25 protein-coding genes and 1 tRNA gene are annotated in these 25,758 nt (G+C 72.2%); 16 read left to right on the top strand and 10 right to left on the bottom strand.

Going from position 1 to position 25,758, the window contains the following annotated elements; translation table 11 throughout:
* The first annotated feature begins 10 nt into the window (after positions 1–10).
* Positions 11–769 carry an SDR family NAD(P)-dependent oxidoreductase gene (locus tag DFQ13_RS18610; RefSeq protein WP_110080708.1) on the top strand — a complete coding sequence of 253 codons (759 nt, stop codon included), beginning with the start codon at positions 11–13 and terminating at the stop codon, positions 767–769.
* A 519-nt stretch (positions 770–1,288) separates the two neighbouring features.
* Here the strand turns inward: DFQ13_RS18610 and DFQ13_RS18605 are convergent.
* From DFQ13_RS18605 to DFQ13_RS18595, 3 genes are all read right to left on the bottom strand, one after another.
* Positions 1,289–1,921, bottom strand: coding sequence for an MBL fold metallo-hydrolase (locus DFQ13_RS18605; protein ID WP_035290178.1), 633 nt, complete (start codon positions 1,919–1,921; stop codon positions 1,289–1,291).
* The gene (locus tag DFQ13_RS18600; RefSeq protein WP_035290175.1) at positions 1,921–3,006 is read right to left on the bottom strand and encodes an S-(hydroxymethyl)mycothiol dehydrogenase; all 1,086 of its coding nucleotides are present in this window, start codon (positions 3,004–3,006) and stop codon (positions 1,921–1,923) included. Before DFQ13_RS18600 ends, DFQ13_RS18605 begins: the two co-directional genes overlap by 1 nt.
* A gap of 84 nt (positions 3,007–3,090) precedes the next feature.
* Positions 3,091–4,725 (bottom strand): TM0106 family RecB-like putative nuclease, encoded by a 1,635-nt coding sequence (locus tag DFQ13_RS18595; protein ID WP_110080707.1) that lies wholly within the window; start codon positions 4,723–4,725, stop codon positions 3,091–3,093.
* Positions 4,726–4,831: 106 nt separating this feature from the next.
* Between DFQ13_RS18595 and DFQ13_RS18590 the strand changes: the two genes are divergently transcribed.
* The 5 genes from DFQ13_RS18590 (at position 4,832) to DFQ13_RS18570 (ending at position 8,359) form a co-directional block, all read left to right on the top strand.
* Complete coding sequence (locus DFQ13_RS18590; RefSeq protein ID WP_035290170.1) at positions 4,832–5,302, top strand: DUF6474 family protein; 471 nt, start codon at positions 4,832–4,834, stop codon at positions 5,300–5,302.
* 70 nt (positions 5,303–5,372) lie between these two features.
* Positions 5,373–5,921 carry a hypothetical protein gene (locus DFQ13_RS18585; protein WP_052022068.1) on the top strand — a complete coding sequence of 183 codons (549 nt, stop codon included), beginning with the start codon at positions 5,373–5,375 and terminating at the stop codon, positions 5,919–5,921.
* A 78-nt stretch (positions 5,922–5,999) separates the two neighbouring features.
* On the top strand, positions 6,000–6,764 hold the full coding sequence (locus tag DFQ13_RS18580; RefSeq protein WP_110080706.1) for a YcnI family copper-binding membrane protein: 765 nt from the start codon (positions 6,000–6,002) through the stop codon (positions 6,762–6,764).
* Positions 6,765–6,767: 3 nt separating this feature from the next.
* Positions 6,768–7,340 (top strand): copper resistance CopC family protein, encoded by a 573-nt coding sequence (locus tag DFQ13_RS18575; protein WP_035290167.1) that lies wholly within the window; start codon positions 6,768–6,770, stop codon positions 7,338–7,340.
* Positions 7,337–8,359, top strand: coding sequence for a copper resistance D family protein (locus DFQ13_RS18570; RefSeq protein WP_035290164.1), 1,023 nt, complete (start codon positions 7,337–7,339; stop codon positions 8,357–8,359). Before DFQ13_RS18575 ends, DFQ13_RS18570 begins: the two co-directional genes overlap by 4 nt.
* 237 nt (positions 8,360–8,596) lie before the next feature.
* Here the strand turns inward: DFQ13_RS18570 and DFQ13_RS18565 are convergent, their stop codons facing one another.
* From DFQ13_RS18565 to DFQ13_RS18555, 3 genes are all read right to left on the bottom strand, one after another.
* A complete protein-coding gene (locus DFQ13_RS18565) occupies positions 8,597–8,893 on the bottom strand; it encodes a hypothetical protein (protein WP_084176431.1) in 297 nt (98 codons plus the stop codon).
* 101 nt (positions 8,894–8,994) lie between these two features.
* Positions 8,995–9,903: a phosphotransferase family protein gene (locus DFQ13_RS18560; protein ID WP_233427919.1), complete on the bottom strand. Its 909-nt coding sequence runs from the start codon at positions 9,901–9,903 to the stop codon at positions 8,995–8,997.
* Complete coding sequence (locus tag DFQ13_RS18555; protein WP_084176430.1) at positions 9,900–11,270, bottom strand: helix-turn-helix transcriptional regulator; 1,371 nt, start codon at positions 11,268–11,270, stop codon at positions 9,900–9,902. Before DFQ13_RS18555 ends, DFQ13_RS18560 begins: the two co-directional genes overlap by 4 nt.
* A 235-nt stretch (positions 11,271–11,505) precedes the next feature.
* Between DFQ13_RS18555 and DFQ13_RS18550 the strand changes: the two genes are divergently transcribed.
* The 3 genes from DFQ13_RS18550 to DFQ13_RS18540 all read left to right on the top strand — a co-directional run bounded on the left by DFQ13_RS18550 (position 11,506) and on the right by DFQ13_RS18540 (position 13,110).
* Positions 11,506–11,763, top strand: coding sequence for a hypothetical protein (locus DFQ13_RS18550; RefSeq protein WP_407643182.1), 258 nt, complete (start codon positions 11,506–11,508; stop codon positions 11,761–11,763).
* A 10-nt stretch (positions 11,764–11,773) separates the two neighbouring features.
* The gene (locus tag DFQ13_RS18545; RefSeq protein WP_035290160.1) at positions 11,774–12,115 is read left to right on the top strand and encodes a hypothetical protein; all 342 of its coding nucleotides are present in this window, start codon (positions 11,774–11,776) and stop codon (positions 12,113–12,115) included.
* Positions 12,116–12,552: 437 nt separating this feature from the next.
* The gene (locus tag DFQ13_RS18540) at positions 12,553–13,110 is read left to right on the top strand and encodes a TetR/AcrR family transcriptional regulator (protein WP_110080705.1); all 558 of its coding nucleotides are present in this window, start codon (positions 12,553–12,555) and stop codon (positions 13,108–13,110) included.
* On the opposite strand, the gene DFQ13_RS18535 is transcribed toward DFQ13_RS18540, so the two are convergent.
* Positions 13,107–14,345 (bottom strand): alanine racemase, encoded by a 1,239-nt coding sequence (locus DFQ13_RS18535; protein WP_110080704.1) that lies wholly within the window; start codon positions 14,343–14,345, stop codon positions 13,107–13,109. The two genes, DFQ13_RS18540 and DFQ13_RS18535, sit on opposite strands and share 4 nt — an antisense overlap.
* Before the next feature lie 50 nt (positions 14,346–14,395).
* On the opposite strand from DFQ13_RS18535, the gene DFQ13_RS18530 reads away from it, so the two are divergent.
* Positions 14,396–15,715 (top strand): D-arabinono-1,4-lactone oxidase, encoded by a 1,320-nt coding sequence (locus tag DFQ13_RS18530; protein WP_110080703.1) that lies wholly within the window; start codon positions 14,396–14,398, stop codon positions 15,713–15,715.
* Here DFQ13_RS18530 and DFQ13_RS18525 read toward each other — a convergent pair.
* From DFQ13_RS18525 to DFQ13_RS18510, 3 genes are all read right to left on the bottom strand, one after another.
* On the bottom strand, positions 15,685–16,353 hold the full coding sequence (locus DFQ13_RS18525) for an NAD(P)H-binding protein (RefSeq protein ID WP_110080702.1): 669 nt from the start codon (positions 16,351–16,353) through the stop codon (positions 15,685–15,687). The genes DFQ13_RS18530 and DFQ13_RS18525 overlap by 31 nt on opposite strands.
* A 10-nt stretch (positions 16,354–16,363) precedes the next feature.
* Positions 16,364–16,987 (bottom strand): hypothetical protein, encoded by a 624-nt coding sequence (locus DFQ13_RS18520; protein ID WP_035290181.1) that lies wholly within the window; start codon positions 16,985–16,987, stop codon positions 16,364–16,366.
* An 852-nt stretch (positions 16,988–17,839) separates the two neighbouring features.
* Positions 17,840–17,922, bottom strand: a tRNA-Leu gene (locus tag DFQ13_RS18510).
* 142 nt (positions 17,923–18,064) lie between these two features.
* Between DFQ13_RS18510 and DFQ13_RS18505 the strand changes: the two genes are divergently transcribed.
* The 6 genes from DFQ13_RS18505 (at position 18,065) to DFQ13_RS18480 (ending at position 25,735) form a co-directional block, all read left to right on the top strand.
* Positions 18,065–19,234, top strand: coding sequence for a DUF3662 and FHA domain-containing protein (locus tag DFQ13_RS18505; protein WP_110080701.1), 1,170 nt, complete (start codon positions 18,065–18,067; stop codon positions 19,232–19,234).
* 163 nt (positions 19,235–19,397) lie between these two features.
* Positions 19,398–19,856, top strand: coding sequence for an FHA domain-containing protein FhaB/FipA (locus tag DFQ13_RS18500; RefSeq protein ID WP_035289761.1), 459 nt, complete (start codon positions 19,398–19,400; stop codon positions 19,854–19,856).
* Positions 19,853–21,286 (top strand): PP2C family protein-serine/threonine phosphatase, encoded by a 1,434-nt coding sequence (locus DFQ13_RS18495; RefSeq protein WP_110080700.1) that lies wholly within the window; start codon positions 19,853–19,855, stop codon positions 21,284–21,286. The genes DFQ13_RS18500 and DFQ13_RS18495 overlap by 4 nt, the downstream gene beginning before the upstream one ends.
* The gene (locus DFQ13_RS18490) at positions 21,286–22,755 is read left to right on the top strand and encodes an FtsW/RodA/SpoVE family cell cycle protein (RefSeq protein WP_035289764.1); all 1,470 of its coding nucleotides are present in this window, start codon (positions 21,286–21,288) and stop codon (positions 22,753–22,755) included. The genes DFQ13_RS18495 and DFQ13_RS18490 overlap by 1 nt, the downstream gene beginning before the upstream one ends.
* Positions 22,752–24,245 carry a peptidoglycan D,D-transpeptidase FtsI family protein gene (locus DFQ13_RS18485; RefSeq protein WP_035289767.1) on the top strand — a complete coding sequence of 498 codons (1,494 nt, stop codon included), beginning with the start codon at positions 22,752–22,754 and terminating at the stop codon, positions 24,243–24,245. The genes DFQ13_RS18490 and DFQ13_RS18485 overlap by 4 nt, the downstream gene beginning before the upstream one ends.
* A gap of 2 nt (positions 24,246–24,247) precedes the next feature.
* Positions 24,248–25,735, top strand: a complete 1,488-nt coding sequence (locus DFQ13_RS18480; protein ID WP_110080699.1) for a serine/threonine-protein kinase — start codon at positions 24,248–24,250, stop codon at positions 25,733–25,735.
* The last annotated feature ends 23 nt before the right edge of the window (positions 25,736–25,758 follow it).

The following is a 25,758-nucleotide window of genomic DNA, read 5'->3' as shown; positions in this document are numbered from 1 at the left end:
GGATCACCCCATGCAGGTCAACGGCGTAGCCGCCATCGTCACCGGTGGCGCTTCCGGCCTCGGTGGCGCCACCACGGCCGCCCTGGCGGACAAGGGCGCGTCCGTCTTCGCCCTCGACCTGCCCAGCGCCATCGAGACGGCCCCCAAGCTGGAGGGCGTCACCTACCTGCCCGCCGACGTCACCGAGCCGGAGCAGATCCAGGCGGCGGTCGACGAGGCCGCTGCTGGGTCGGCGCCGCTGCGCGTGGTGGTGAACTGCGCGGGAATCGGTCCGTCGGCGCGCATCCTCTCCCGGAAGGGGCCGCACGACCTGGGGCTGTTCCGCAAGGTGGTCGAGATCAATCTGATCGGGTCGTTCAACGTGCTGACCATCGCTGCTGAGACGATCGCCAAGACGGAGGCGCTGGAGGACGGGGCTCGGGGCGTGGTGATCAATACGGCCAGCGTCGCGGCGTACGACGGGCAGATCGGGCAGGCTGCTTACTCGTCTTCCAAGGGTGGGATCGTGGGGCTGACGCTGCCTGCGGCTCGGGACCTGGCCAGCCACGGCATCCGGGTGTTGACCATCGCTCCCGGCATCATCGACACGCCGATGCTGGCGACGGTGAGCGAGGAGTTCCGGGCGGCGCTGGCGGAGGGGATTCCGTTCCCGAAGCGGCTCGGCAAGCCGGAGGAGTACGCGGCGCTGGCGTTGTCGTTGATCGACCAGGATTACCTGAACGGTGAGGTGATCCGGTTCGACGGGTCGCTGCGGATGGCGCCTCGGTAGGGTTCTTCCGTTGCCTTGTGGCTGTGTTTAGAGCCCGGGATTTTTCGGGGCGGGCCCGGGTGGGTGGATCTGCTTGGGCGGGGCCCCTACGGCGATCATGTGCCCAGTGCGACCGAGTGAGGCGGAAAGAGTGCCTCACAGCCCGGGCAGGCTTGCACATGATCGCCTTCCCCACCCAAGCACATCCACCCACCCGGGCAGAGCCGTAGCCGGGCCGGCGGTTCGTTGGGTGGCCGGCTTTCGCTGCGCCCTGTGGGGCTGCTGGTGGCGGGCCGCCTGGCCGGTGGTTGGCGGGGTGGTCGCCGCCGCGCCCATGGGATTCGGCGTGGCGGGCCGTCCGGCCGGCAGTTGGCGGGTGGTCGGCGGCTGTGCCGGTGGTGTTCGGCGTGGCGGGCCGCCCGGCCGGCGGTGGCGGGGTGGTCGCCGCTGCGCTGGTGGGACGTGTGGTCAGGGCTTGGCCGTTGGTTCCGGCCCCCGGTCGGGTGCCCACGTGGGCACCCGACCGGGGCGGGCGGTGGGTCAGTGGCCCCGGTCGATCCACTCCTGGCGGTGGGGGGCTTCCGCGCCGATGGTGGTGGTGTCGCCGTGGCCGGGGTGGACGACCGTGTCCGGGGGCAGGGTCAGCAGGTGGTCGGTGATCGAGTCGATGATCGTCGGGAAGCTGCTGAACGAGCGGCCGGTGGCGCCGGGGCCGCCCTGGAACAGGGTGTCGCCGCTGAACAGGGCGGACAGTTCCGGGATGTGCAGGCAGACCGCGCCGGGGGCGTGGCCGGGGGTGTGCAGGACCTTGAGGGTGAGCCCGGCGACGTCGATCTCTTCGCCGTCGGTGAGGGGTTGGTAGGTGGTGCCGGGGTAGACGCGCTGCCAGAGTTCGTCGTCGGCGGGGTGGAGCTTGACCGGGGCCGTGGTGGCCGAGGCGAGGGCGGCGGCGGCGTTGATGTGGTCGTCGTGGGCGTGGGTGCAGATGATGGCGGTGACCCGCCTGCCCGCCACCGCCTCCTGGATCGCCTCGGCGTCGTGGGCGGCGTCGACCACCACCACGTCGTCGTCGTCGCCGATGATCCAGACGTTGTTGTCCACGTCCCAGGTGCCGCCGTCGAGGCTGAATGTGCCGGAGGTGACGACGCGGTCGATGCGGGGGGTGCCGGTCATCAGAGGAGCACCACCGAGCGCAGCACGTCGCCGTGGTGCATCTTGTCGAAGGCCTGTTCGACCTGGTCCAGGGTGATCGTCTCGGACACGAACGCGTCGAGGTCGAGGCGGCCCTGGCGGTAGAGGTCGACCAGGTACGGGAAGTCGCGGGAGGGCAGGCAGTCGCCGTACCAGCTCGACTTGAGGGCGCCGCCCCGGGAGAAGAAGTCGATCAGCGGCATCTCGATCTTCATGTCCGGGGTGGGGACGCCGACCAGGACGACGGTGCCCGCGAGGTCGCGGGCGTAGAACGCCTGCTTCCAGGTCTCCGGGCGGCCGACCGCGTCGATGACCACGTCGGTGCCGAAGCCCTCCGTCAGGCCCTGGATGGCCTCGACCGGGTCGCCGGACCCGGCGTTGACGGTGTGCGTGGCGCCGATCCCCTTGGCCCACTCCAGCTTCCGGTCGTCGACGTCCACGGCGATGATCTTCGTGGCGCCCGCGAGCTTGGCGCCCGCGATGGCCGCGTCGCCCACGCCGCCGCAGCCGATGACCGCGACCGTGTCGCCCCGGCCGACCCCGCCGGTGTTGATCGCGGCGCCGATGCCCGCCATGACACCGCACCCGAGCAGGCCGACGGCGGCGGGTGAGGCCTCCGGGTCGACCTTCGTGCACTGTCCACTGTGGACAAGTGTTTTCTCGATGAACGCGCCGATGCCCAGCGCGGGGGTGAGCGGGGTGCCGTCCTCCAGCGTCATCGGCTGCTTGGCGTTGTGCGTGTCGAAGCAGTACCAGGGCTTGCCCTTGAGGCAGGCGCGGCACTTTCCGCAGACCGCCCGCCAGTTCAGGATGACGAAGTCGCCCGGGGCCAGGTCGGTCACGCCCTCGCCGACCGACTCCACGACCCCGGCGGCCTCGTGGCCGAGCAGGAACGGGAACTCGTCGTTGATGCCGCCCTCGCGGTAGTGCAGGTCCGTGTGGCACACCCCGCAGGACTGGACCGCGACCACCGCCTCGCCCGGACCCGGGTCCGGCACGGTGATCGTCTCGACCGTGACCGGCGCGCCCTTCGAACGCGCCACCACGCCCCTGACCTGCTGTGCCATGCGCACACTCCTCGCTGAGCCGGTTGCTGCCCCAACCGTATTCGAGGTCACATGCGCATGCGAGCGCACGACCCGCGAAATCGCTCAGATATCGCCCACGTACGGGATCTCGCCCACGGCGGGCGAGGACATCCAGGAGCGCAGCACCGCCGTTGCCCGCACGTCGTCCTCGTTGTACTCCAGCAGCCGGGTGCGCTGGGGCAGGTCGGGTTCGGTGCCGTCCATGCCGACCGCGTCGCGGTACCAGCGCATGGAGTTCTCCCCGCCCGCCTCCGGGTCGCGCCAGGAGAAGCCCGCCACCGGGGCGATCGTCTTGAGGCCCTTGCCGTGCGAGCACAGGAAGCTGTCGCGGACGCTGCCGAACAGGTCGAACCACTGGTCGGACTCGATGAAGTCGAGCACCCGGCGCCGGGTGGGGATGCCCGGCCTGCCCGCGAACCGCTTCGCCGAGGCCAGCAGCCAGCGGTTCTCGGCCAGCTCGTTGTAGCAGTAGGCGCGGAAGGTGAGGCCGCGCTCGGCGGCGGCGGCGCGCACGCCGTCGAGCCACTGCCAGAACTCGGCGAACGAGCGGGCCTCGTCGTCGGTGGGCAGCGGGTCCCAGCTCACGAAGGCGCGGTAGCCGGGGGCCTGGCCGACGTCGGCGCCGCTGAGCAGGGTGCCCCACATGTAGGCGCCCGCGTCGCCGAAGCTCTCCATGTCCACGTCGACCTCGACGTCGGCGCGCGGCACGGCCACCTCGCGGTGCCGCCGCACCAGGGTCAGGTCGGCCAGCCACGCCTTCGCCAACCCGACCGCGTCGGCCATCGGCATCCCCACCAGCGGCGGGGCCTCCCGGTCCTCCGGGTCGAGCACGGCCAGCTCGTCCACCGTCCGCACCCCGGCCGTGCGCAGCAGCCCGGCGTCCTCGCCGCGCACCACCAGGCTCACGTCCCTGGCCTGCACCAACTGCCGGTCGCACACCGCCCACCACGGGCAGCTCCGGCACTCGACGATCCGCGACGGCTGGGCCAGCGGCTCGCCGCCGGTGGCCGCGGCGGTCGCCACCGCCAGCCGGTCGGCGAAGCGGGACTCGTACTCGGCCAGCGCGGTCCGCCCGCCCGGCCAGGTCGGGGCGTGCAGGTCGTGCCAGAGCACGGTGTCGCCGTCCATGCCGACGACCCCGGCGTGCCCGGTGCGCTCGTCGGCGTACCCGGCGGCGCCGAGCAGCAGCCGGGCGTGCGCGAGCCGGAGCTGGTCGCGCGGCTGCGGGCGGACCTTGCGCTTGGCGTCGGTGCCGCCGCCGACGTCGACGACCCCGAACAGCGGGGACGTGCGCGCGCCCACCCCCGGGTCGTGCACCTTGTGCCGGACGACGAGCACCGGGACGTACCCGCCCGCGGTCCGCACCAGCAGGTCGATCGAGCCGCGGCGGCCGCCGTCGGGGTCGCGCGGGAGCTGCGCGCCCCAGATCAGCCGCCTGCCCTCGGTGAGCGCGGCGGTGGTGGCCGCCTCCCGCTCGGCGCCGCGGCCCGGCGGGACCTCGAACCAGTCGGCGCCGAAGTGGGCGGCCAGCCGGTCGGCGATGGCCCGCCGGTGCGCGGCCGCGTCGGCCTTGCGCAGCTCGGCGGTGGGGTCGGGGGCGCCGCGTCGGGCCTCGCGCAAGTCCGGGTCGTGCTCGAGGTGCACTCGGCGCCTGCACCGGCTCACCACGCCGGATTCCAGGAGCACCGTTGTCGTCACGCAGTGCAGCTTAGTTGCACCGCGCCACGGACTACGGCAGGTCCGGCGTGCCCTGGTCGGGCGGCGCCGCTAGGTTCTTGACCAACAGATATCCGGGGAGGCGCAGGTGGCTCGGAAGAAGGCGGCGAAAGCGGTCGAGGCGGGCGGGTTCACCCCGGCCAGGGCCAAGAACGCGCTCGCGCTCGCCAAGGTCCTCGGACCCGCGGTGCTGCCGGTGGTGACCCCGTACGTCATGCAGGGCGCGGCGGTGGTGCGCGAGCGGCTGGAGCGGCGCAAGGCGCGCAGGCTCGGGGTGGAGGTCGACGACCTCGGGCACTACACCGGCCGGGGCGGGGCGCTGCACGCCCGGATCGCCGGTGCGGCGAGCGGCCTCGCCGAGGTGCGCGCCAAGCAGGGCGGCGCCACCCCGGCGGACCTCGCCTTCGCCGACGAGGCCGAGGGCAACCTGCGCAAGCTGGCCGCGGCCGTGCGCGCCGCCGAGCGGATGCCGCAGGCCCGCCGCAAGGCCGCGCACCGGGCCGTCTCGGGTGAGCTGGACCGCATCGAAGAGCAATTGTTGGCCGCGCTCGGCGTTTGAAGGGTGCTCGGGGTTACAAATTCCCGAAGTGTGGGCGGGGGGTCTAGACAGCGCCGCATACCCTTTGACCGTGACCATCGCAGCAGGTAGCAACGCCCGCGCTTTCCGCGCGCCGCGTGCGGTCCTGCTCGGGTTCTCCTCGACCGCGCTCGCCGTCGCCGCGCACGGCATGGCGGGCGGGCGGGTCCCGGACGCCGCCGTCACCGCCGCGCTCACCGTGCTGGTGGGGTGGGCGGGTGCCGCGGTCGCCGAGCGCCACCACGGGCTGGTCCCGATGCTGGCCCTGCTCGGCACCAGCCAGTTGAGCCTGCACGTGCTGCTCACCGACGTCGCCGACGCGCACCCCGGCGAACCGGGCGGACCGGCGTTCTCGACGCCGCTCATGCTCGCCACGCACGCCGCTGCCACGCTGCTCACCGCCGTCCTGCTCACCAGGGCGTCCACGGCCTTCGCCGCCGTCGCGGCGGCGCTGCGCGGGCTCGTCCGGGCGATCGCCGTGGTGCTCTCCACGTGGTCGCCCGCACCGTCCCCGGCGCCGGTGGAACCCGACCCGGAACACCTGATCAGCGCGGTCCTGCGCCGGTCCCTGGGGCGCCGCGGCCCACCCGTCCTCTCCTGAGGAACCCGAACACCCCCCGACGCCCGGTCGCCCCGCGACCCGGGCCTCCCCGAATTCGCCCTCCAGGAGAACCCGACCATGTCATCCCGGTCTTCCCGCACCGCAGCGCGCGCGGGCGTGCTGCTCGCCGCCGTGGGCGCAGCCGCCCTGCTCACCTCCGGCGTCGCCTCCGCGCACGTCACCGCCCGCGTCCTCGGCGAGGCCGCCGCCAAGGGCGGCTACACCAAGATCACCTATCGGGTGCCGAACGAGGACGCCGCCGCCAGCACCATCAAGGTGGAGGTGAAGCTGCCCGCCGAGTACCCGCTGACCTCGGTGCGCACCAAGCCGATGGCCGGGTGGACCTCCGAGCTGACCAAGATCAAGATGCCGCAGCCGGTGAAGTCCGGCAACACCGAGATCACCGAGGCGTTCAGCACCGTCACCTGGACCGCGGTGTCCCCGGCGAAGATCGCCCCCGGCCAGTTCGAGGAGTTCGAGCTGTCGGTCGGCAAGCTGCCCGACAACACCGACACCCTGGTCACCCCGGCCATCCAGACCTACGACAGCGGCAAGGTCGTGGCCTGGGACGCCCCGCCGCCCGCCGAGGGCGCCGAGGAGCCCGAGCACCCGGCCCCGGCGCTGGCCCTCTCGGCCGCCCAGGCAGGCGAGCACGGCGCCTCGGGCGAGCACGCCGAGCACAGCGGCGACACCACCGAGGCCGCCGCGGCGGGCGGCTCGGACAACACCGCCCGCTGGCTGGGCGGCGCCGGGCTCGTCGTCGGCGCGCTGGGCCTGGGCCTGGCCGCGGGCGCCACGCTGCGCGCGCGCAAGGCGATCGCGGCCGCGAAGGCGGGCGAGTAGCCGATGCGCACCCTCGGTCGGGTTCTCGCCACCGCCGTGGTGGCACTGCTCGCCCTCGTCGGTCTGGCGGGGACGGCGTTCGCGCACAACCAGCTCGTGGGCAGCAACCCCGCTGACGGCTCCTCGGTCGCGGTCGGGCCGAAGCAGGTCGAGCTGACGTTCGACCAGCCGGTGCAGGCGGGCGAGAACCTGAACACGATCGTCGTCGTCGGCCCCGACGGCAAGGGCCGGTGGCAGGACGGCGCGGCGGTGGTGAAGAGCAACGTCGTCAGCGTCGGCCTGCGCGAACTGGGCCCGGCCGGGACCTACACCATCGGCTACCGCATCCTCTCCGCCGACGGGCACTCGGTCACCGGTGAGCTGAAGTTCGACCTCACCACCGCGGGCACCGGCACCCCGGCCGAGGCCACCGCCGACGCCGCGGCCCCGGCCGGTGGCGCCGGGAACGGCGCCGAGGCGGGCACCGACACCGAGGACAGCGGCGGGGTGCCGATCTGGGTGTGGATCGCGGGTGCCGTGGTCCTGCTCGGCGGCGGCATCGTGCTGGCCGCGCGGGTCGGGGGCACGGAGAAGTGAGCACCACCCGGACCACCCCGGTCGGGAACCGGTACCACCTGGTGGCGGTCCTGGTCGCGGGTGCGGTCGTCGGCGTCCTCGTCGGCCTCGCGCTCACCGCGACCAGCCCCGTCCCCGGGTTGCCGGAGCCCGCCGAGGTGGTCCGGGTCGGGCTGCCGGTGGTGCGGGTGCTGCTCGACGTGGCCGCCGTGGTCACCGTCGGGCTGTGCCTGCTGCCGCTGCTGGTCGGCTTCGACCGGCCCCGGCTCACCGAGCCGCTGATGCTCGGCGCCCGCCGGGCCTCGATGTACTCCTCGCTGGTCTGGCTGGTCGCCGCGCTGGTCACCCTGGTCATGCAGACCGCGGAGCTGCGGCCGGGCACGGACGTGTCCGCCGCGGCGGTGGCGGAGTACGTGTCGACGATCGGCGCGGGCAAGGCGCTGGTGTTCGTCGCGGTGTTCGCGCTGCTGTGCTTCGGCCTGGCGCTGTGGGCGGTGGTCGCGGGCGAGTCGGTGCCCGCCGAGCTGCGCGCCGCGGTGGCGCTGTTCGCGCTGCTGCCGCTGCCGGTCACCGGGCACGCCACCAACTGGCGGATGCACGACTTCACGATGATCTCGATGGAGCTGCACGTGCTCAGCGCCGCCACCTGGACGGGTGGGCTGGGCGCGGTCGTGGTCGTGCTGGCGGCCGACCGCGCGCTGCTGGCGCACGCCCTGCCCCGGTTCTCGAAGCTGGCCACGGTCTGCCTGGTGCTGGTGACGGTGACCGGCGCCTTCAACGGGTTCGTCGAGCTGGCCGTGAGCCCGACCCTCACCGTGCTCGGGGGTCTGTTCACCACCGGCTACGGCATCCTGCTGGTGCTCAAGACGCTGTGCCTGCTCACCCTGGCGGCGCTCGGCGCCCGCATCCGCTGGAGGCTGCTGCCCGCGGTCACCGCGCACAAGCCGACCGCCCTGGTGACCTGGGCGGCGGTGGAGCTGGGGGTGATGGGCCTGGCCTTCGGCCTCGCCACCGTGTTGACCAGGGCACCGATCAACTGAGTTGTCCCCAGTGGTCCACAGAAGTTGTCCACAACCCCTGGATCGGGTGTTCGCCCAGCTACACGTGGTTATCCCCACCCAGGTTGTCCACACCTGTGGATGGATCACGGTAGTTGTCCACAGGCAAACGGGGACAACTCACGCTCAGCGCGGCGAAGTGCCCGTTCACCGCGCTGAACGGTGCCCCGCGCAACCGGAACCGCCTCCACGTAACCCGAATGGGGCAACGGCGAGTGGTCAGTCCCGATCGGTGAGGTGTGCCGCCGGAGCGGCCGCACGGCGCAACCGGGTCAGCTCGCGGGTCGCCGCGGCGGCCCGGCGGTCGAGTTCGCGCTTGCTGATCCAGCCCCGGCCGAAGTGCCGGTAGGCCTGCGCCAGCAGGACCAGCTCGGCCATGTGGTCGGCGTGCCTGCCGCGGGCGTCCTCCGGCAGGTCGCGGACCTGGCCGACCCGGTCGCCGACCAGGCGCTCGATGGACGAGGCGGTCGCCAGGGCCCGGCGCTGCCGCACGGCCTTGCGGGTGAAAACCATCATGAGCCACCTCGGACGACGCGCGGGGTCACCGTCGGCCCCGATGTCCTCTCTTCGTCCGTGATGAACTCTGCGTTACCAATTTCAACGAACAACCACCCGACTCAGGTGTAGCGCGCCCACTGCGCCGCCGAGTCGCCCGCCCGGAAGTCGCGGAAGCGTCTGAGCAGTTCAGGCCGCACTTCGGGGCTGCTCCCCATGATGGGGAGCACGCTGGTGATGAGCTTCAGCTCGCGCACCTCGCGCAGCACGGCGAAACCATCCCACCGGGTGACGTCAAAACCGTAGCTGTCGCACAACTCACGGTAGTCGGCCGCGGACTCCCCGAACCGGAGCACCCCGACGGCGAACGGCGTCAGGTCCCACTCCGGCGGGCCGACGCAACTGGAGTCGAAGTCGCACAGCACCGGCCCGGCGGGCGATGGGATGAGGTTGCCCAGGTGCGCGTCGCCGTGCACCGACCCCGTGGCCAGCGGGAAGTCCAGCGCGGCGACCCGCTCCGCGGCCTCGGCCAGCCGCCGCCGCAGGAAGTCCAGCGACTCCTCGTCCAACCCCTCGGCTTCGCTGACCCGCCGCCGCACGTCGTCGAGCGGGTCCCACGCGGGCAGGCCGTCCGGCGCGGGCAGCGCGTGCACCCGCCGCAGCAGCCGGGCCAGGTCGCGCGGCCGGGGCGGCGCACCGCCCCCGGGGACCGCGTCCCACACCGTCGCCGCGTACGGGCCCACCCGCACCGGCTGCTCGACGCCGCCGTGCAGCCGGACGGCGGGCACGTCGTGCTCGGCGAGCCACCGCGCCACCCGCACCACCTTGTCCACCCGGTGCCGCAGCGACACCGACCCGACGATCCGCACCACGACCGGCCGCGACCGCAGCAGGAACACCGCGTTGTTGGTGAACCGCAGCAGCCGCGCGCCCCCGGGGTCCAGGCCCGTCGCCGCGCACACCCGCGCCAGGGTCGAATCCAGGTTCTCCCTGGTGAACAGCCCGTCGCCTGCCACGGGCGCGGTCGTCACGCCACGTTGAGGTTGGTGATCTGCTCGGCGAGGTCGCGGGCGTCGGCGTTGTTGCGCCGCTTGTTCGCCTCGTCGAGCAGGGGCTGGAGGCGGTCCTTGACCCGGCTCGACTTGAGCGTCTCGGCCAGGTCGACGGCCTGGCGGCCCACCCGGGCGCCGTGGTCGATGTCGCCCTCCAACAGGTGGTTGGTGGCGAGCGCGCCGAGGTTGAACGCCTTGCTGCGGTTCATCTCGTCGCCGTAGGTGTCGATCGCCTTGGACAGCGCCGGGATGGCGAACTTGGTGTGGTTCGGGTCGACGGTCTGCGCCAGCACCGTGTGGACGGTGCCGATCATGGCGTAGACGTCGGTCTCGTTGAAGAACTTGACCCAGTCCTCGGCGTCGGCGTGGTTGGCGCGGGCGAACTCGTCGCGGGTGCGGCCGATGAGCTTCATCGTCTGCTCCCGGTGCCCCATCAGCGCGTACGCCCACGCCTGGTTCGCGCAGATCACCGCGACCGCCAGCTCGGAGCCGGACTCCTGGGCGGCGATCTGGCCGAGCTGGAACATCTTCAACGCGTCGTCCGGGGAGTCCTTGTGCAGGTAGACCCGGCCCATCCGGTACAGGATGTTGGCCACCAGCGGCTCGCTCTTGCCCGCCTTGGCCAGCTCCAGCGCCTTGCCGAAGTGGTTGCGGGCGGAGTCGGTGAGTCCGATGTCGAACGACGTCCACCCGGCCAGGTTGTGCAGGTCGGCCAGGGCCACGTGCAAGCGCTGCTTGACGTGCTCCGGGCCCGACGCGCCGAGCATCTGCTGCCCCCAGGACAACTGCGCCACCACCGCGTCGCGGCAGAAGCCGCCGCCGTACTGGTAGTCCAGCGAGCGCAGTGCCCGCGTGGCGGCCTCCACCTGTCGCACATCGGTCATGCCGATGCGCCCGGGCGCGGGGGTCTGCACCGGATTGGCGACCCACGACCCGGAGTTCGTGCCCAGCACGTTGGCCCCGACCGTGACGGCCGCGGCGTGCGCCAGGAACTCCCTACGCTTCACCTCTTCGCTCTCCTCAGGCTGTGAGGCCTCGCGCGAAACCGCGACTCGCACCGCGGTCACCTCGTCGTAGGCGAGACCCATGTATCCCCTCGGGACGCCCAGCCCGTCGGCGATCCTCGCCAGCACGTCGTAGGCCATGACCTGGCGGCCCTTGAGGATCTCCGACACCTCGGACTGCGATTGGCCGGTCATCGCGGCGATCTGGCGCTGCGACACACCGGTCCGGCGCAGGAGCCGGTAGACGGAGCTGACCTCCCGCGCGGCGAGCGCGGCTCGCATCTCGGGTTCTTCCCACGTGTCCGGAGGGATGGGAGAACCTGGAGATCCGATCGAGTTCATTCCGGCCCCTCACAGTTCCGCTGGGCGTCGAACGCAGCGTAAGCGCAGTTCACGAGCCGCGAGAAGAGTGGATCGGTGAGCCTGATCGGCCCGACCGAACTCCCGCGACCGCTTAACGGCGATCGGGCGCCGATCGGCGCTGTGCCGACCCGCTCCCGATTCTCAAGCCCCAATGTAGTTCGTTGTAAGCGTACGAGCACGGAGAGGGACAGCGGACGTGGAACTCCTCAGGACGGTGCACAACCCGGGCGCCGCGGCGCCGGGTCGCCCGCCCGAGGACGCGCGCCCGCTCGCCGGATCTGTCGGCGGGCGCCGGGTGTGGCGGATCGGCTGCGGCGACGTGGTCAACCGCGACCGGTGCCTGACGGTGCTCGTGGAGAGGAACAAGGTGGTCCTGGTCGGACCCCCGGGGGAGACGGCGGTACTGACGACCGGCCAGCTCGGCCAGTTGCGCGCCGCCCTCCGCGAAGCCGCCGAACAGGCGGAGAGGTGACGGTGTAGAGGTGGACGAGATACTCGGCCAGGTCCTGCGCAGCGCCGTGTGGGAGCGCCTGGACATGCTCACCGAACTGGCGGACCGCGCGGACGCACCGTCCCTGCTGTCGGTCGCCCGGTCCGAACTGCCCCGGCTGACGGAGGGCTGGCGGTCGATGCTCGCCGCGCACGAGCCCGACGACCGGGGCAACTGCCCGACCTGCTCGGGCCGCTGGCGCCAGCAGAAGGCGCCGTGCTCGGTGTGGCGGGCCGCCTACGAGCACCTCGTCGCAGGTGGACTGGCCCCGGAGAAGCCCGCGCGGCACGCGCTCGACGCGTTCCCGCGCCGGATGCCCGCGGCGGCCAGGTAAGAGCTGGCACCGGGGTTTCCGCCGTTCCCCCGGACGTCGGAGACCCGGTCGCCGGATGGTTGGTCACCCGGTCCGCGCATTCCCCCGAACTGGGCGGACCGGGTGATCCGCCGCTCGCGAGTTTCCCCCGCGAGGCGAGCACGTGGCCTCGCGACGGGGGTTCGGCACCGCGGGCGGGCGTCAGGGCGGGTGTGGGTGCCACCCGCGATCGGCGCCCGCCCGCGGGTACCACCCGGACAACCAGGTTACCGCTGGGTAATATGTGAAATCAGTTCCGGAAATCTCGGGACAACCCGCTTCCCCCGCGCCACTCGGTCGTTGAACACGGTGAGCAGTCAGTCAACCCACCTCAGCGACCTGGAGGAGACACGGTGGCCACCCTTACCCCCCTTCGCCGTCAACCCGTGCAGCAGCGCAGTGCGAAGCGGGTGGAGAAGATGCTGGAAGCGTGCGCCGAGCTGGTCGGTGAACTCGGCTACGACGGGGTCACCACCACGCTGATCGCCGAGCGCGCCGGAGTGGCGGTGGGCTCGCTCTACCAGTTCTTCCCCGACAAGCGGGCGGTCGTGCAGGCGCTGACGCAGCGGAACCTGGACTACTTCATGACCGAGATCGGCCGCAGGCTCGACGAGGCCGACCTGGCGCACTGGTACGACGGCGCCGACCTCATCTTCGACATCTACGTGCAGATGTACCGCGAGGTCCCCGGCTTCCGCAGGCTCCGCTTCGGCGACGTGGTGGACCTGCGGCTGATCGACGGCGAGCGGGACAACAACACCGTGATCGCCGACGGCATGGCCGGTTTCCTCTCCGACCGGTTCGACGTCGCGTTCGAGGAGATCCGCCTGCCGGTCGCGGTCGCCAACGAGATCGCCGACGGGATACTGAACCTGGCGTTCCGCCGCGGCCTGTTCCCGGAGGACACCGTCATCGCCGAGGCGAAGGCGGTCGTCCGCAGCTACCTGTCCGGCAAGACGACGTCGGCCGCCGCCTAGCCGAAGTTCTGCCCCTCACCGCGGTAGGTCGGGGTGGTGCCGGTGATCCGGTCGCCCTCGAGCACGTGGTAGCCGGTGAACCGCTCGGCGAGTTCACCGGCTTTCGCGTGGCGGAACCAGACCCGGTCACCGACCGCGAGCGCGTCGGCGGCCGGGCCGGTCACCGGCGTCTGCACCTCGCCCGCGCCCTCCATCGGCAGCAGCTTCAAACCGCGCGGCAAGTGGGGTTTGGGCAACCGCAACGAGTTCGCCGGGCCGGACGCGGTGAACCCGCCGCCGAGCAGCGTGGCGACGCCCGGCGCGGGCCTGCGCACGACCGGGGTCGCGAACAGCACGGCCGGGTCCGGGGTGAACGAGCGGTAGTTGTCGAACAGCGTGGGGCCGATCAGCCCGGAACCGGCGGCGAATTCGGTGACGGCCGGATCGGTCCCCGTTTCCTCGATGCTGCCGGTGCCACCGCCGTTGACGAACTCCAGCGCACCGCCCGCCGCCACCGCGCGCACCGCTTCCCCGCGCCTGCGCACCAGTTCCGGCACCGAACCGCGGCGCAGCACCCGGCGCAGCCCGCCGAGCACCGGGTTGCCCACCGGCGCGTCGCCCAGACCGGCGATCTGCCCCTCGTAGCCCATGACCCCGACGAGCCGGAAACCCGCCCTGGCGCGGATTCCCGCCGCGAGCGCGGCGGCCTGCGCGGCGGTGAAGACCGGCGAGCGCAGCGTGCCGATGTGCACCCGGCGGTCGCCGAAGACCGGGCGCCAGGACACGTCCAGCTCGACGCAGACGCGGATCGGCGGGTGGTCGGCGCCCAGCGCGGCGTCGATCAGGTCGAGGTGCGCGGTCGAATCGACCATGACAGCAACGGTTTCCCGGGCGCTCTCGTCGGCGGCCAGGGCGCGCAGGGCGGCGCGGTCGGCGGTCGGGTAGGCGACCAGGATGTCGGTGCCCGCCAGGTCGGTGCCCGCCCAGTTCCCGTGCAACCACAGGGCTTCCGGCAGCGCGTAGGCCAGCACACCCGCGAAGCCGGGCTTGCGCAGCACCCGCTCCAGCAGCGACCGGCAGCGGATCGACTTGCTGGCCACCCGGATGGGGCGCCCGGCCGCGCGGCGCACCAGGTCGTCGGCGTTGCGGTCGAACGCGTCGAGGTCGACCACCGCCACCGGGGGGTCGAGGTCAGCGGTGGCGGTGTCGAGCCGGGCGCGCTGGGCTTCGGGGTCCACCCGATCACCGTACGACATGGGTCAGACTGTGAAGCGAACAGCATTCACGTCGAACCGGGAGGTTTCGGATGGGCCGCAGCACGGCACTCGCCTGGCGCAACTGGGCGGGCACCGAGACCGCCACGGCGACCGCGGTGCGCTCCCCGCGCGACCCCGGGGAGATCGCCGAGGCGGTGCGGTGGGCCGCCGACCACGGGACGACGGTGACCACGCGCGGCAGCGGGCACTCGTTCACCGCGATCGGCGCCGCGCACGGCCTGGCGCTCGACCTGTCGCGGTGGACCGGGGTGTGCGCGGCCGACCTGGGCACCGGCGAGGTGACCGTCCGCGCGGGCACGACGATCGCCGCCCTCAACGCCGAACTCGACGGACTCGGCCGGGCACTGGCCAACCTCGGCGACATCGACGCGCAGACCGTCTCCGGCGCCATCTCCACCGGGACGCACGGCACGGGCGCCGCGCTCGGCGGTCTCGCCACCCAGGTGTCGGCGCTGGAACTGGTGCTGGCGGACGGTTCCACGGTGTCCTGTTCGGACACCGAGCGCCCGGACCTGTTCGCCGCGGCCCGCGTCGGCCTCGGCGCGCTCGGGGTCATCAGCACCGTGACGCTGCGGACCGAACCCGCGTTCGTGCTCTCCGCGCAGGAGCGGCCCGAACCGCTGCCGGAGGTGCTCGACCGGCTCGACGAGCACTGCGCGGAGAACGACCACTTCGAGTTCTACTGGTTCCCCTACGGCCACAAGGCCCTGACCAAGCGCAACAACCGGCTGCCCGAGGGTGCGCGGCCCCGGCCGCTCGGACCGGTGCGCAGGTTCGCCGAGTACGAGGTGATGGAGAACGTGGCGTTCGGCGCGCTGTGCCGCGTCGGGCGCGCGGTGCCGCGGCTGGTGCGCCCGCTGAACCGGCTCTCGGCCTCGGCGCTGTCCCCGCGCGCCTACAGCGACGTCTCGCACCGGGTGTTCGTGACCAGCAGGCGGGTGCGGTTCGTGGAGTCGGAGTACGCGATCCCGCGTGAGGCGCTGGCCGACGTGCTCGGCGAGCTGCGCGCCCGGGTGCCCCGGCTGGCCGACCCGGTGATGTTCCCGGTGGAGGTGCGCGTCGCCGCGGCCGACGACATCTGGCTGTCCACCGCGTACGGTCGCGATTCGGCGTACCTGGCCATCCACCAGTACGTCGGGATGCCGTACCGGGCGTACTTCGACCTGTTCGAGGCGGTCGTCGCCCAGGTCGGCGGTCGGCCGCACTGGGGGAAGGTGCACACCCTCGACGCCGAGGCGCTGCGCGGGCGCTACCCCCGGTTCGACGACTTCCGCCGGGTGCGGTCCGAAGTGGACCCGGAGGGCCGGTTCCGCAACCCCTACTCGGCGCGGGTCCTGGGCAGCGACTGAACCGCCTCGGCGACCGGGGTGCCACCGCCGACGAGTTCCACAGTGAGCCCGGCGGTGCCCGGGGCGTCGAGCAGCGCCAGCACGACCGCGGCCACGTCGGCCCGGCTCACCGCGCCGGGTTCGACGGACTCGGCGAGGGCCACCGCGCCCACGGCCGGGTCGTCGGTGAGCCTGCCGGGGCGCAGGATCGTCCAGTCGAGGTCCCGGTCGCGCAGGGCGCGCTCGGCGGCGTTCTTGGCGCGCAGGTAGACGGCGAAGACCTCGTCCACCCCGGGGTCGTCGGCGCGGTCGATGCCCATGGCGCTGATCTGCACGTGGCGCCGCACGCCCGCGATGAGGGCGGCGTCGGCCAGCAGTGCGGCGGCGTCGCGGTCGACGGTCTCCTTGCGGGCGGTGCCGCTGCCCGGCCCGGCGCCCGCGGCGAACACTGCGGCGTCGGCACCGGCGAGGGCGGCGGCGACCTGCTCGGCGGAAGCCGACTCCAGGTCGAGCACGACGGCGTCCCCACCGTGGTCGCGGACGTCCTGGACGTGGTCGGGGTTGCGGACCAGCCCGACCACGGTGTCGCCGCGCCCGGCGGCGAGCCGGGTGAGCAACAGCGCGATCTTGCCGTGGCCACCCGCTATGACGATGCGCATGGGGCCGAGGCTACGACCGGGGCGCCGGTCCCGCAGAGTCGAGGATCTGGTCGTAGGCCAGTTCGCTGACCCAGCGGTAGAGGCTGTCGGCCTCGGGGACCGCCCGCTCGGTGCGCGCGGGCAGGTCGACCTGCACCTGGCCGTCCGGCTCGGCGCTGGCCACCGCGACGCCGTAGGCGCGGGTCCGGGGCAGGCAGTTGGCCAGGTAGTCGTGGGTGAGCACGGCGGAGGTGGGCAGCACCATCGCGGCCTCGCCGTAGCGCAGGAAGGGCACCGCGTTGGCCAGGCCGGTGCGCCAGTGCCGGGCCACCGCGACGGCGCCCACGATGCGCACCGCGGGCTCGGGCACCCGCCCGGCCAGTTCCGGCCAGGCCCAGGTGGAGACGCTGGCCCGGTCGGTCACCGGCTCCTGCCCGAGGCAGATCCGCTCGGCGTGCACGTCGGCCAGCAGGTCGGCCACCAGGCAGACGCGGCGGCCGAAGAGCGTCATCTCCGGCAGCACCGTCCCCACCCAGCCGAGCGCGGCCACCGCGCCAACGGCCAACTCGTCCACACTGGCGGGGAGTTCCACCGGCGGGGTGAGCTGAGCGGGCAGCGCCTTGAGAGTCTCGGTTACCGCCGTGCGCCCTGGAATGCCGCTCACAAACTTCCGCCCTTCTCTCCCCCCGCTCCGGTGAACTCGCGTTCCCCGCTCGGGCGGTGTCGATTGGTACTTCAATTGAGTACCAGTCCGACCCCCACCGATAAGACCCTCGACACCCACCCCTGCGACCGGCGGCCATCCATCGTCGGCGACCGGTCGACGACCGGTAATCCGACTTCACCCCCACTGTCCCGCCATCCGGGTGAGCACCAGGTTGAGCGACGACAACAAAAACTACCCACAGTGCAGTGACCTAGATCATCACTCGCCAACCCCCAGGAAAACCCGCAAAAACAGAGTCCCCCAATCGGGCTACGCGACACCGCCACCCCACCCACATTCCCACTCCCGCCGACCACTCATCCCCCGTTTTCCGCCCCCACAGCCAATCCACCCCCCAAATTTCCACCCCCCACAACAACACTCCATTAAGCACCCGACCAACCACACACAGCAACAAATTCAGACACCCCTCTCAACCACCACCCCACACCCCCCACCCCCCAACCACTCAACGCAAACCCCCACCCACCCCCACCCCAAACCCCCCGACCACCACTCACCCACCACTCACCCACCCCCACCACACCATCCACCCCATCCCCACAGATGACCCCCACTGCGCCCAACACCCCACCGCGCATCCACCCCGAGCCCCGTCTCCAGACAAGGTCGCCGAACAAGGTCGCCAAATCACTCTCCGCAGGAGATCCCCGCTGGTCAACACGATCGCGCCCAGCGCCCGCCAACCCAGGGAGCACGCACCGTGGGGGTCTGGGGGGTCGCCCCCCAGTGCGAAAACGAAAGAGGCGAGTGCTCTACATGAGCACTCGCCTCGCAACGTGGGCGAGGGGGGAGTTGAACCCCCACGTCCTTTCGGACACACGGACCTGAACCGTGCGCGTCTGCCATTCCGCCACTCGCCCGAGTGGTTGTGTTCCCCGGGGGGAACGGGGAGAACACTAGCACGGTCCGCGGGGGGCCTCGCACGGGGTTCGCACATCCCCGTGTCGTGCCTGGCGCACCCGGATACGATCGGCACAGGAGCACGCACGGGAAGGAGGGTCCATGGGCATCGGGCAGCGGTTGAACCGCAAGCTGGAGGACATCGTGGGCAACTCCTTCGCGCGTGTCTTCGGTGGCAACGTGGTGCCCCAGGAGGTGGCGCAGGCGTTGCAGCGCGAGAGCGAGGACAACGTCCGCGAGTTGGCTGGTGGCCGGATGCTGGCGCCGAACCACTACGTGGTTCAGCTCGGGCCCGGCGACCACGACAACTTCGCGGGCGATGAAGACCGCATGAAGGCGCTGCTCGCGGACTGCGTGGCCGAGCATCTCAGCGAGCACGGCTGGGACACCTACGGCGACGTCGTAGTCTCCTTGGAGCGCTCCGACGCGCTGCACACCGGACAGTTCCGAACCCGCTCGTCCGTCGACCCCGACGTGAAGGCTCACGTCTCGGGCGCAGGCCACCAGGCAGGCAGACGGTCGGCACAACCCCGCAACGCAGGAGACCCATCCATGAGCCAGCCTCCCGGCTACGGCCAAGCGCCCGAGGGCGACCCTTACGGACAGCAGTACGGGTACGGCCAGGGGCAGTACGGCAACGATCCCAACTACGGCCAGCAGCAGGGCTACGGCCAGCAGCCGCAGCAAGGCGGCTACGACCAGCAGGGTTACGGCCAGCAGGGTGGCTACGACCAGCAGGGCGCCGGTTACGGCCAGCAGGGCTACGACCAGGGCTACAACCAGGGTTACGGCCAGCAGCAGGGCGGCTACGACCAGCAGGGTTACGGCCAGCAGCAGGGGTACGACCAGGGCTACAACCAGGGTTACGGCCAGCAGCAGGGCGGCTACGACCAGCAGGGCTACGGCCAGCAGCAGGGGTACGGCCAGGACCCGTACGGGCAGCAGGGCGGTTACGCCCCGCCCGCGGTGCAGACCCAGCGGCAGCTCTCGGCCAGCCTGCAGCTCGACGACGGTTCCAACCGCAACTACTCGCTCAAGCAGGGCGGGAACGTCGTCGGCCGGGGCCAGGACGCGGACTTCCGGCTGCCGGACACCGGCGTGTCGCGCAGGCACCTGGAGATCACCTGGGACGGTCAGAGCGCCACGCTGGCGGACCTGGGCTCGACGAACGGCACCACGGTCAACGGCACCCCGGTGCAGACCTGGCAGCTCGCCGACGGCGACGTGGTGCGCATCGGGCACTCTTCGCTGGTGTTCCGTACGCAGGGCTGACCGGCCTGCCCGCAGGGGCGGGCAACGTCCGAGAGGGGCCAGACGTCCTGGGGGGCTGTCCGGGGGTTCGTGGGCCCGGGCAGTCCTCGTGCTGGATCTGGTCCGGTGGGGTGGGTCCGGCGCGAGCGGACCTGCCGGTGAGAAGCGGGAGCGGCAACAACAAGTGCCAGAGTTGGTCATGCAGTTGACCAGAGCGGGGTTCCTTGCCCTGCTCTGGCTCTTTGTGCTTGCCGCGCTGCGGGTGGTCCGGTCGGACCTGTACGCCGCGTCCGGGCTCCGCGTGGCGGTGCCCGGGTTCCGCAGGTCGTCGGAGAAGAAAGTGCGCGGGAAGGCGCCCAGGCAACTGGTGGTGACGCACGGGGCCCTGCAGGGCACCCGGATCACCCTGGACGGGCGGCCGATCATGATGGGCAGGGCGGACGACTCGACGCTGGTGCTCGACGACGACTACGCCTCGACCCGGCACGCCCGGCTGTCGCTGCGCGGAACGGACTGGTACGTGGAAGATCTGGGCTCGACGAACGGGACGTACCTGGACCGGGCTAAGGTCACCCAACCCCTCCGGGTGCCGCTAGGCGTCCCGATCCGCATCGGCAAGACGGTGATCGAGCTGCGCTCATGACCCTGGTACTCCGTTACGCGGCCCGCAGCGACCGGGGCCTGGTGCGCTCCAACAACCAGGACTCCGTGTACGCGGGCCCCCGCCTGCTCTCCCTGGCCGACGGCATGGGCGGCCACGTCGCGGGCGAGGTGGCCAGCAAGGTGGTCATCGCCGCCCTGGCCCCGCTGGACGACGACGAGCCCGGCGACGACCTGCTCGGGCAGCTCCGCGAGGCGACCCTCGCGGGCAACGGCGCCATCGCCGAGCTGGTCGCGGGCGACCCGGACCTGGACGGGATGGGCACGACGCTGTCGGCGATCCTGTTCGCCGGGAACCGCCTGGGCCTGGTGCACGTCGGCGACTCGCGCGTCTACCTGCAGCGCAACGGCCAGTTCACCCAGATCACGCACGACGACACGTTCGTGCAGTCGCTGATCGACGAGGGCCGGATCACCGAGGACGAGGCCGCGGTGCACCCGCAGCGTTCGCTGCTGCTCAAGGCGCTGACCGGGCACGAGGTCGAGCCGACGCTGACCGTGCGCGAGGCCCGCCCGGGCGACCGGTACCTGCTGTGCTCGGACGGGCTGTCGGGGCCGGTGAGCCACGAGACGCTGAGCGAGGCGATCCAGATCCCGGACCCGCAGGAGTGCGCGGACCGGATGATCGAGCTGGCGCTGAAGTCCGGTGGGCCGGACAACGTCACGGTGATCATCGCCGACGTGGTGGACATCGACTACGGCGACAACAACCCGATCGTCGGCGGTGCCGCGGGCAACGGTTCCGACGAGCGGCCGCCGCCGGATTCCCCGGCGTCGCGCGCGGGGGCGATCACCGCGCCGCGCCCGGCGCCCCGGCCGCAGGCCCAGCCGGAGCCGCCGGACCCCAAGATCAAGAAGCGCAAGCGGTTGCGCGCGCTGCTGGTCCTGCTGCTGGTGGCGCTGCTGCTGGGCGCGGGCGCGGTGGGGGTCCGGTACTGGGTCAACACGCAGTACTTCATCGGGGAGGGCGGCGCGGGTGAGGTCGCCATCTTCCAGGGCATCCAGGGCAGCGTCCTGGGGTTGTCGCTGAACAGCCAGGTCCAGGGGAGCTGCGGCCCGGAAGACCCGGTGCCGTGCGACCGGCTCTACGTCGACGACCTGAACTCCATCGGCCAGGACGTGGTGCGCTCGGGCCGCAACACCGCCGACAACCTGTCCGACGCCAGGGAGAAGCTCAGCCAGCTCCGCACGAACCGGCTGCCGCTGTGCGAGGACCCGGCCGACCAGGCGACCCCGACGGAGACCCCGGGCGCCCCGCCCGCGGCCCCCCTGCCGAGCACCGGCGTCGCCACGACCACAGCCGTGGGCCCGACCACGACGACCGACAGCGCCACGAGCACCACCGATTCCACCGACCCCGCACCGGCGGGCGCCTGCCGCCAGCCGCGCGACGAGGACAAGGGCGGCGGCTGATGGCATCACCGGCCCAGGGCGCGGTGGGGAGTCCGGCGGTCGGGCAGGGCGCGGCCGCCGAGAGCACCACGCCGACGCGGCGCGGCACCGAGCTGTGGCTGCTCGGCTTCGCCGCGGCGCTGGTGACCGGTGCGCTGATGCTGGTGGAGGCCAACCAGGAGCAGACGCTCACCTTCCGGATCGTCTGGTACGGCCTGGCCTTCCTGGCCCTGTTCGGCGTGGCGCACGTGGCGGTGCGCCGGTTCGCCCCGTACGCCGACCCGCTGATCCTGCCCTGCGTGGCGGTGCTCAACGGGCTCGGGCTGGTGATCATCTACCGGATCGACCTGGCGCTGAGCGAGCGCGCGATCCAGGCGGGCCGGGAGTTCAACAACGACGTCCCCAAGCAGATCCTGTGGACCACGGTCGCACTGGCGCTGCTGCTCGCGGTGCTGATCCTGATCAAGGACCACCGCACGCTGACCAAGTACAGCTACACCTTCGGCCTGGCCGGGCTGGTGCTGCTGGCGCTGCCCGCGGTGCTGCCCGGCTTCATCGCCCCGACCATCAACGGCGCGAAGATCTGGCTGCGGGTCGGTCCGTTCTCCATCCAGCCAGGTGAGTTCTCCAAGGTCTTGCTGCTGGTCTTCTTCGCGGCGTTCCTGGTCTCCAAGCGCGACCTGTTCATGGCCGCGGGCCGCCGGGTGCTGGGCATCGACCTGCCGCGCGCCCGCGACCTGGGGCCGGTCCTGTTCGCCTGGGCGATGTCGCTGGGCGTGCTGGTCTTCCAGAAGGACCTGGGCACCTCGCTGCTGTTCTACGGCACGATCCTGGTGATGCTCTACGTCGCCACCGAGCGCGGCGTGTGGGTGGGCATCGGCGTCACGCTGTTCGTCGGCGGCGCGTTCGTGGCCTACAAGCTGTTCACCCACGTGCAGCAGCGGGTGGCCAACTGGTTCGACCCGCTGGCCACCTACAACGACATCGGCGGCGGCTACCAGATCGCGCAGGCGCTGTTCGGCCTGGGCACCGGCGGGGTCGGCGGCACCGGCCTCGGCGCGGGCCGCCCGGACCTGGTGCCGCTGGCCAACACCGACTTCATCGTCGCCGCCATCGGCGAGGAGCTTGGCTTCATCGGCCTGGCCGCGCTGCTGCTGATCTACGCGGTGCTGGCGCTGCGCGGGATGCGCAGCGCGCTCGCGGTCCGCGACACCTTCGGCAAGCTGCTCGGCGGCGGCCTGTCGTTCCTGCTGATCATGCAGGTGTTCGTGGTCGTCGGCGGGGTCACCAAGCTGATCCCGATGACCGGCATCACCGCCCCGTTCCTGTCCTACGGCGGCTCGTCCCTGCTCGCCAACTACATCCTGGTGGCCCTCCTGCTGCGCATCTCCGACGCCGCCCGCCGCCCGCAGAGCGGTTCCCGGCCCCGGCCGGTCCCGCAGGCCCCGATCGCCGAGGCGCACACGGTCATGGTGGAGCGGCCGTCGTGAACACCCCGCTGCGCCGCGTCGGCCTGGCCATGCTCGGGATGGTCATCCTGCTGCTGGCCAACGTCACCTACATCCAGATCTTCAAGGCCGACGACTACCGCAAGAACATCAACAACAAGCGGATCGCGCTGGAGGAGTACTCCCGCGAGCGGGGCAAGATCCTCGTCCGCTCCGGCGACAACCCCGAGATCCTGGCGACGGTGCAGGCCACCAACGACCGCCTGCGCTACCTGCGCCAGTACACCAACGGCCCGCTGTACGCCCCGGTCACCGGCTTCTACTCGACCCGCTACGGCGCGGGCGGCCTGGAGAAGGCCGAGGACGAGATCCTCAACGGCTCCGACGACCGGCTGTTCGTGCGCAGGCTGTCGGACCTGATCACCGGTCGCGACCCGCGCGGCGGCAACGTCGAGCTGACCATCAACCCGGCCGCGCAGACCGCCGCCTACCAGGCGATGGAGAGCAACGGGTTCAAGGGCGCGGTGGTGGCGCTGAACCCGAAGACCGGCGAGATCCTGACCATGGTCAGCACCCCGTCCTACGACCCGAACCCGCTCTCGGCGCACGACGGCGACGCCCAGGAGCAGGCCTGGAACGGCTACAACAAGGACAACCCGGCCAAGCCGATGCTGAACCGGGCGATCGCCGAAAGCTACCCGCCGGGGTCGACGTTCAAGCTGGTGGTGGCCGCGGCGGCGCTGGAGGACGGCCGGACCAAGGACGACCCGGTCACCTCGACCGACCGGATCGCGGTCGGCGGGTCGGAGCTGCGCAACTACAACCGCGGCTTCTGCGACAACAACCGGGACTCGGTGTCGATGACGACCGCGCTGGCGCTGTCGTGCAACACCGCCTTCGCCCAGCTCGCGCACGACCTCGGCGACGAGAAGTTCCTGGAGCAGGCGGAGAAGTTCGGCATCGGCGAGGACAACCTGACCGTGCCGATGCCGGTGGTGCAGTCCTGCGTCGGCCCGAAGCCGGACGAGTGCATGTCGCTGTCGGACTCGAACGCGATCTACCAGAGCGCGATCGGGCAGCGCGACGTGCGGCTGACGCCGCTGCAGAACGCCGAGATCGTCGCCACCATCGCCAACGGCGGCGAGCGGATGCGCCCGCAGCTCGTGAAGTCGATCCTGGCGCCGGACCTGTCGAAGATCTCCGACTTCGACACCGACAGCCTCGGCGACGCCATGTCCCGCAGCTCCGCCGAGCAGCTCCGCGACATGATGGTCGAGTCCGAGGCGAAGACCGGCGGCGCGGGCAAGCGCGGCGACCTGGTGATCGCCTCCAAGACCGGTACCGCCGAGACCGGCAACGACCCGAAGAACACCCCGCCGTTCGCCTGGTACGTGGCGTTCGCCCCCGCCAACGACCCCAAGGTCGCGGTGGCCGTCGTGGTGGAGAGCAAGGACGTGGCCGCCACCGGCGGCAAGCTGTCGGCCGCGGTCGGCCGGGCGACCATCAACGCGGCGCTGGCCGGGGGGAGCTGACCATGCTCACCTCGGGCCAGTTGCTCGCCGACCGCTACCGGCTCACCCGCCGGATCGCGGTCGGCGGCATGGGCGAGGTGTGGGAGGCCGCCGACACCCGGCTGGACCGGCGGGTCGCGGTGAAGGTCCTCAAGCCGGAGCTGTCCGGCGACGGCGAGTTCCTGCACCGGTTCCGCACCGAGGCGCGCACCACCGCCTCGATCAACCACCCGGGCATCGCCGGGGTGCACGACTACGGCGAGACCGCGGCCGTCCTCGACGGCCCGGAGGACACCGCCTACCTGGTGATGGAGCTGGTCGAGGGCGACCCGCTGGCGGCGATCCTGGCCAAGGAGGGCAGGCTGGCCGCGGACCGGACGCTGGACGTCCTGGAGCAGTCGGCGCACGCGTTGCAGGCCGCCCACGAGCGCGGGTACGTCCACCGCGACGTCAAGCCCGGCAACATCCTGATCACCCCGACCGGCGTGGTGAAGCTGACCGACTTCGGCATCGCCAAGGCCGCCGACGCCGCCCCGGTGACCCGCTCCGGCATGGTCATGGGCACCGCGCACTACATCGCCCCCGAGCAGGCCCTCGGGCACGAGGCGGAACCGGCGAGCGACGTCTACTCGCTGGCCGTGGTCGGCTACGAGTGCCTCACCGGGCGCAGGCCGTTCCTGTCGGAGAACGCGGTGACGGTGGCGATGATGCACATCCGCGACCTGCCGCCGCCGCTGCCGCCGGACGTGCCGCCGGGCACCCGGGCGCTGATCGAGGCGACCCTGGTCAAGGACCCGAGGCAGCGCTACGCCAACGGCGGCGAGTTCGCCGCCGCGGTGGCCGCGGTGCGCGCGGGCCGCCCGCTGCCCGCCCCGTCCGGGCTGGCGATGGCGGGCGCGCAGCAGCAGCACCACGGCGGGCCGGGGGTGGGCGCCCACCCGGGCACGCACCCCGGCATGGTCCCGGTGACCCCGCCCCCCGGTCAGCCCGGCGGCCCGTCCGGCGGCTTCGGGGCGCCCGCGCACCCGCCGCGGGAGTCGCGCACCGGCCTGTGGATCACCATCGCGGTGCTGGCGGTCGCGCTGATCACGGCGCTGGCGTTCGGCCTGCCCGCGATCTTCCGCGGCGACCAGGCCCCGCGCGACGCCGACGACCGGGGCGGCGAGGTCGAGACCACCCAGCAGCCCGAGCCGACGGAGTTCCCCGAGCCCACGGTGGAGGACACCGAGCCGGGCGGCCCCGGGCTGCCACTGCCGACCGCCAACCCGACGACCGGCGGTGGGCCGTTCGTCGACGTGGTCCGCGAGGACTACGTCGGCCGCGGCGCCGCCGACGTGGTGGTGGAGCTGGGCACGCTGCGGCTGCGGTCGACGGTGGTCACCGCGGGCCAGGGCACCACCCCGGAGGACCCGGCGAACTGCCTCGTCACCTCGCTCAGCCCGACCGGGATGGTGCGGGTCGGGACCTCGGTGCGGATCGTCTGCGACCCGCAGCGCGACGGACCGCCTTGATGGTCGGCGCACCGGGCACCACC

The sequence above is a fragment of the Actinokineospora spheciospongiae genome, from assembly GCF_003182415.1.
Classification (GTDB): Bacteria; Actinomycetota; Actinomycetes; order Mycobacteriales; family Pseudonocardiaceae; genus Actinokineospora; species Actinokineospora spheciospongiae.
Note: the sequence above shows the minus strand (reverse complement) of the source record. Positions and strands in the feature narration are given on the sequence as shown.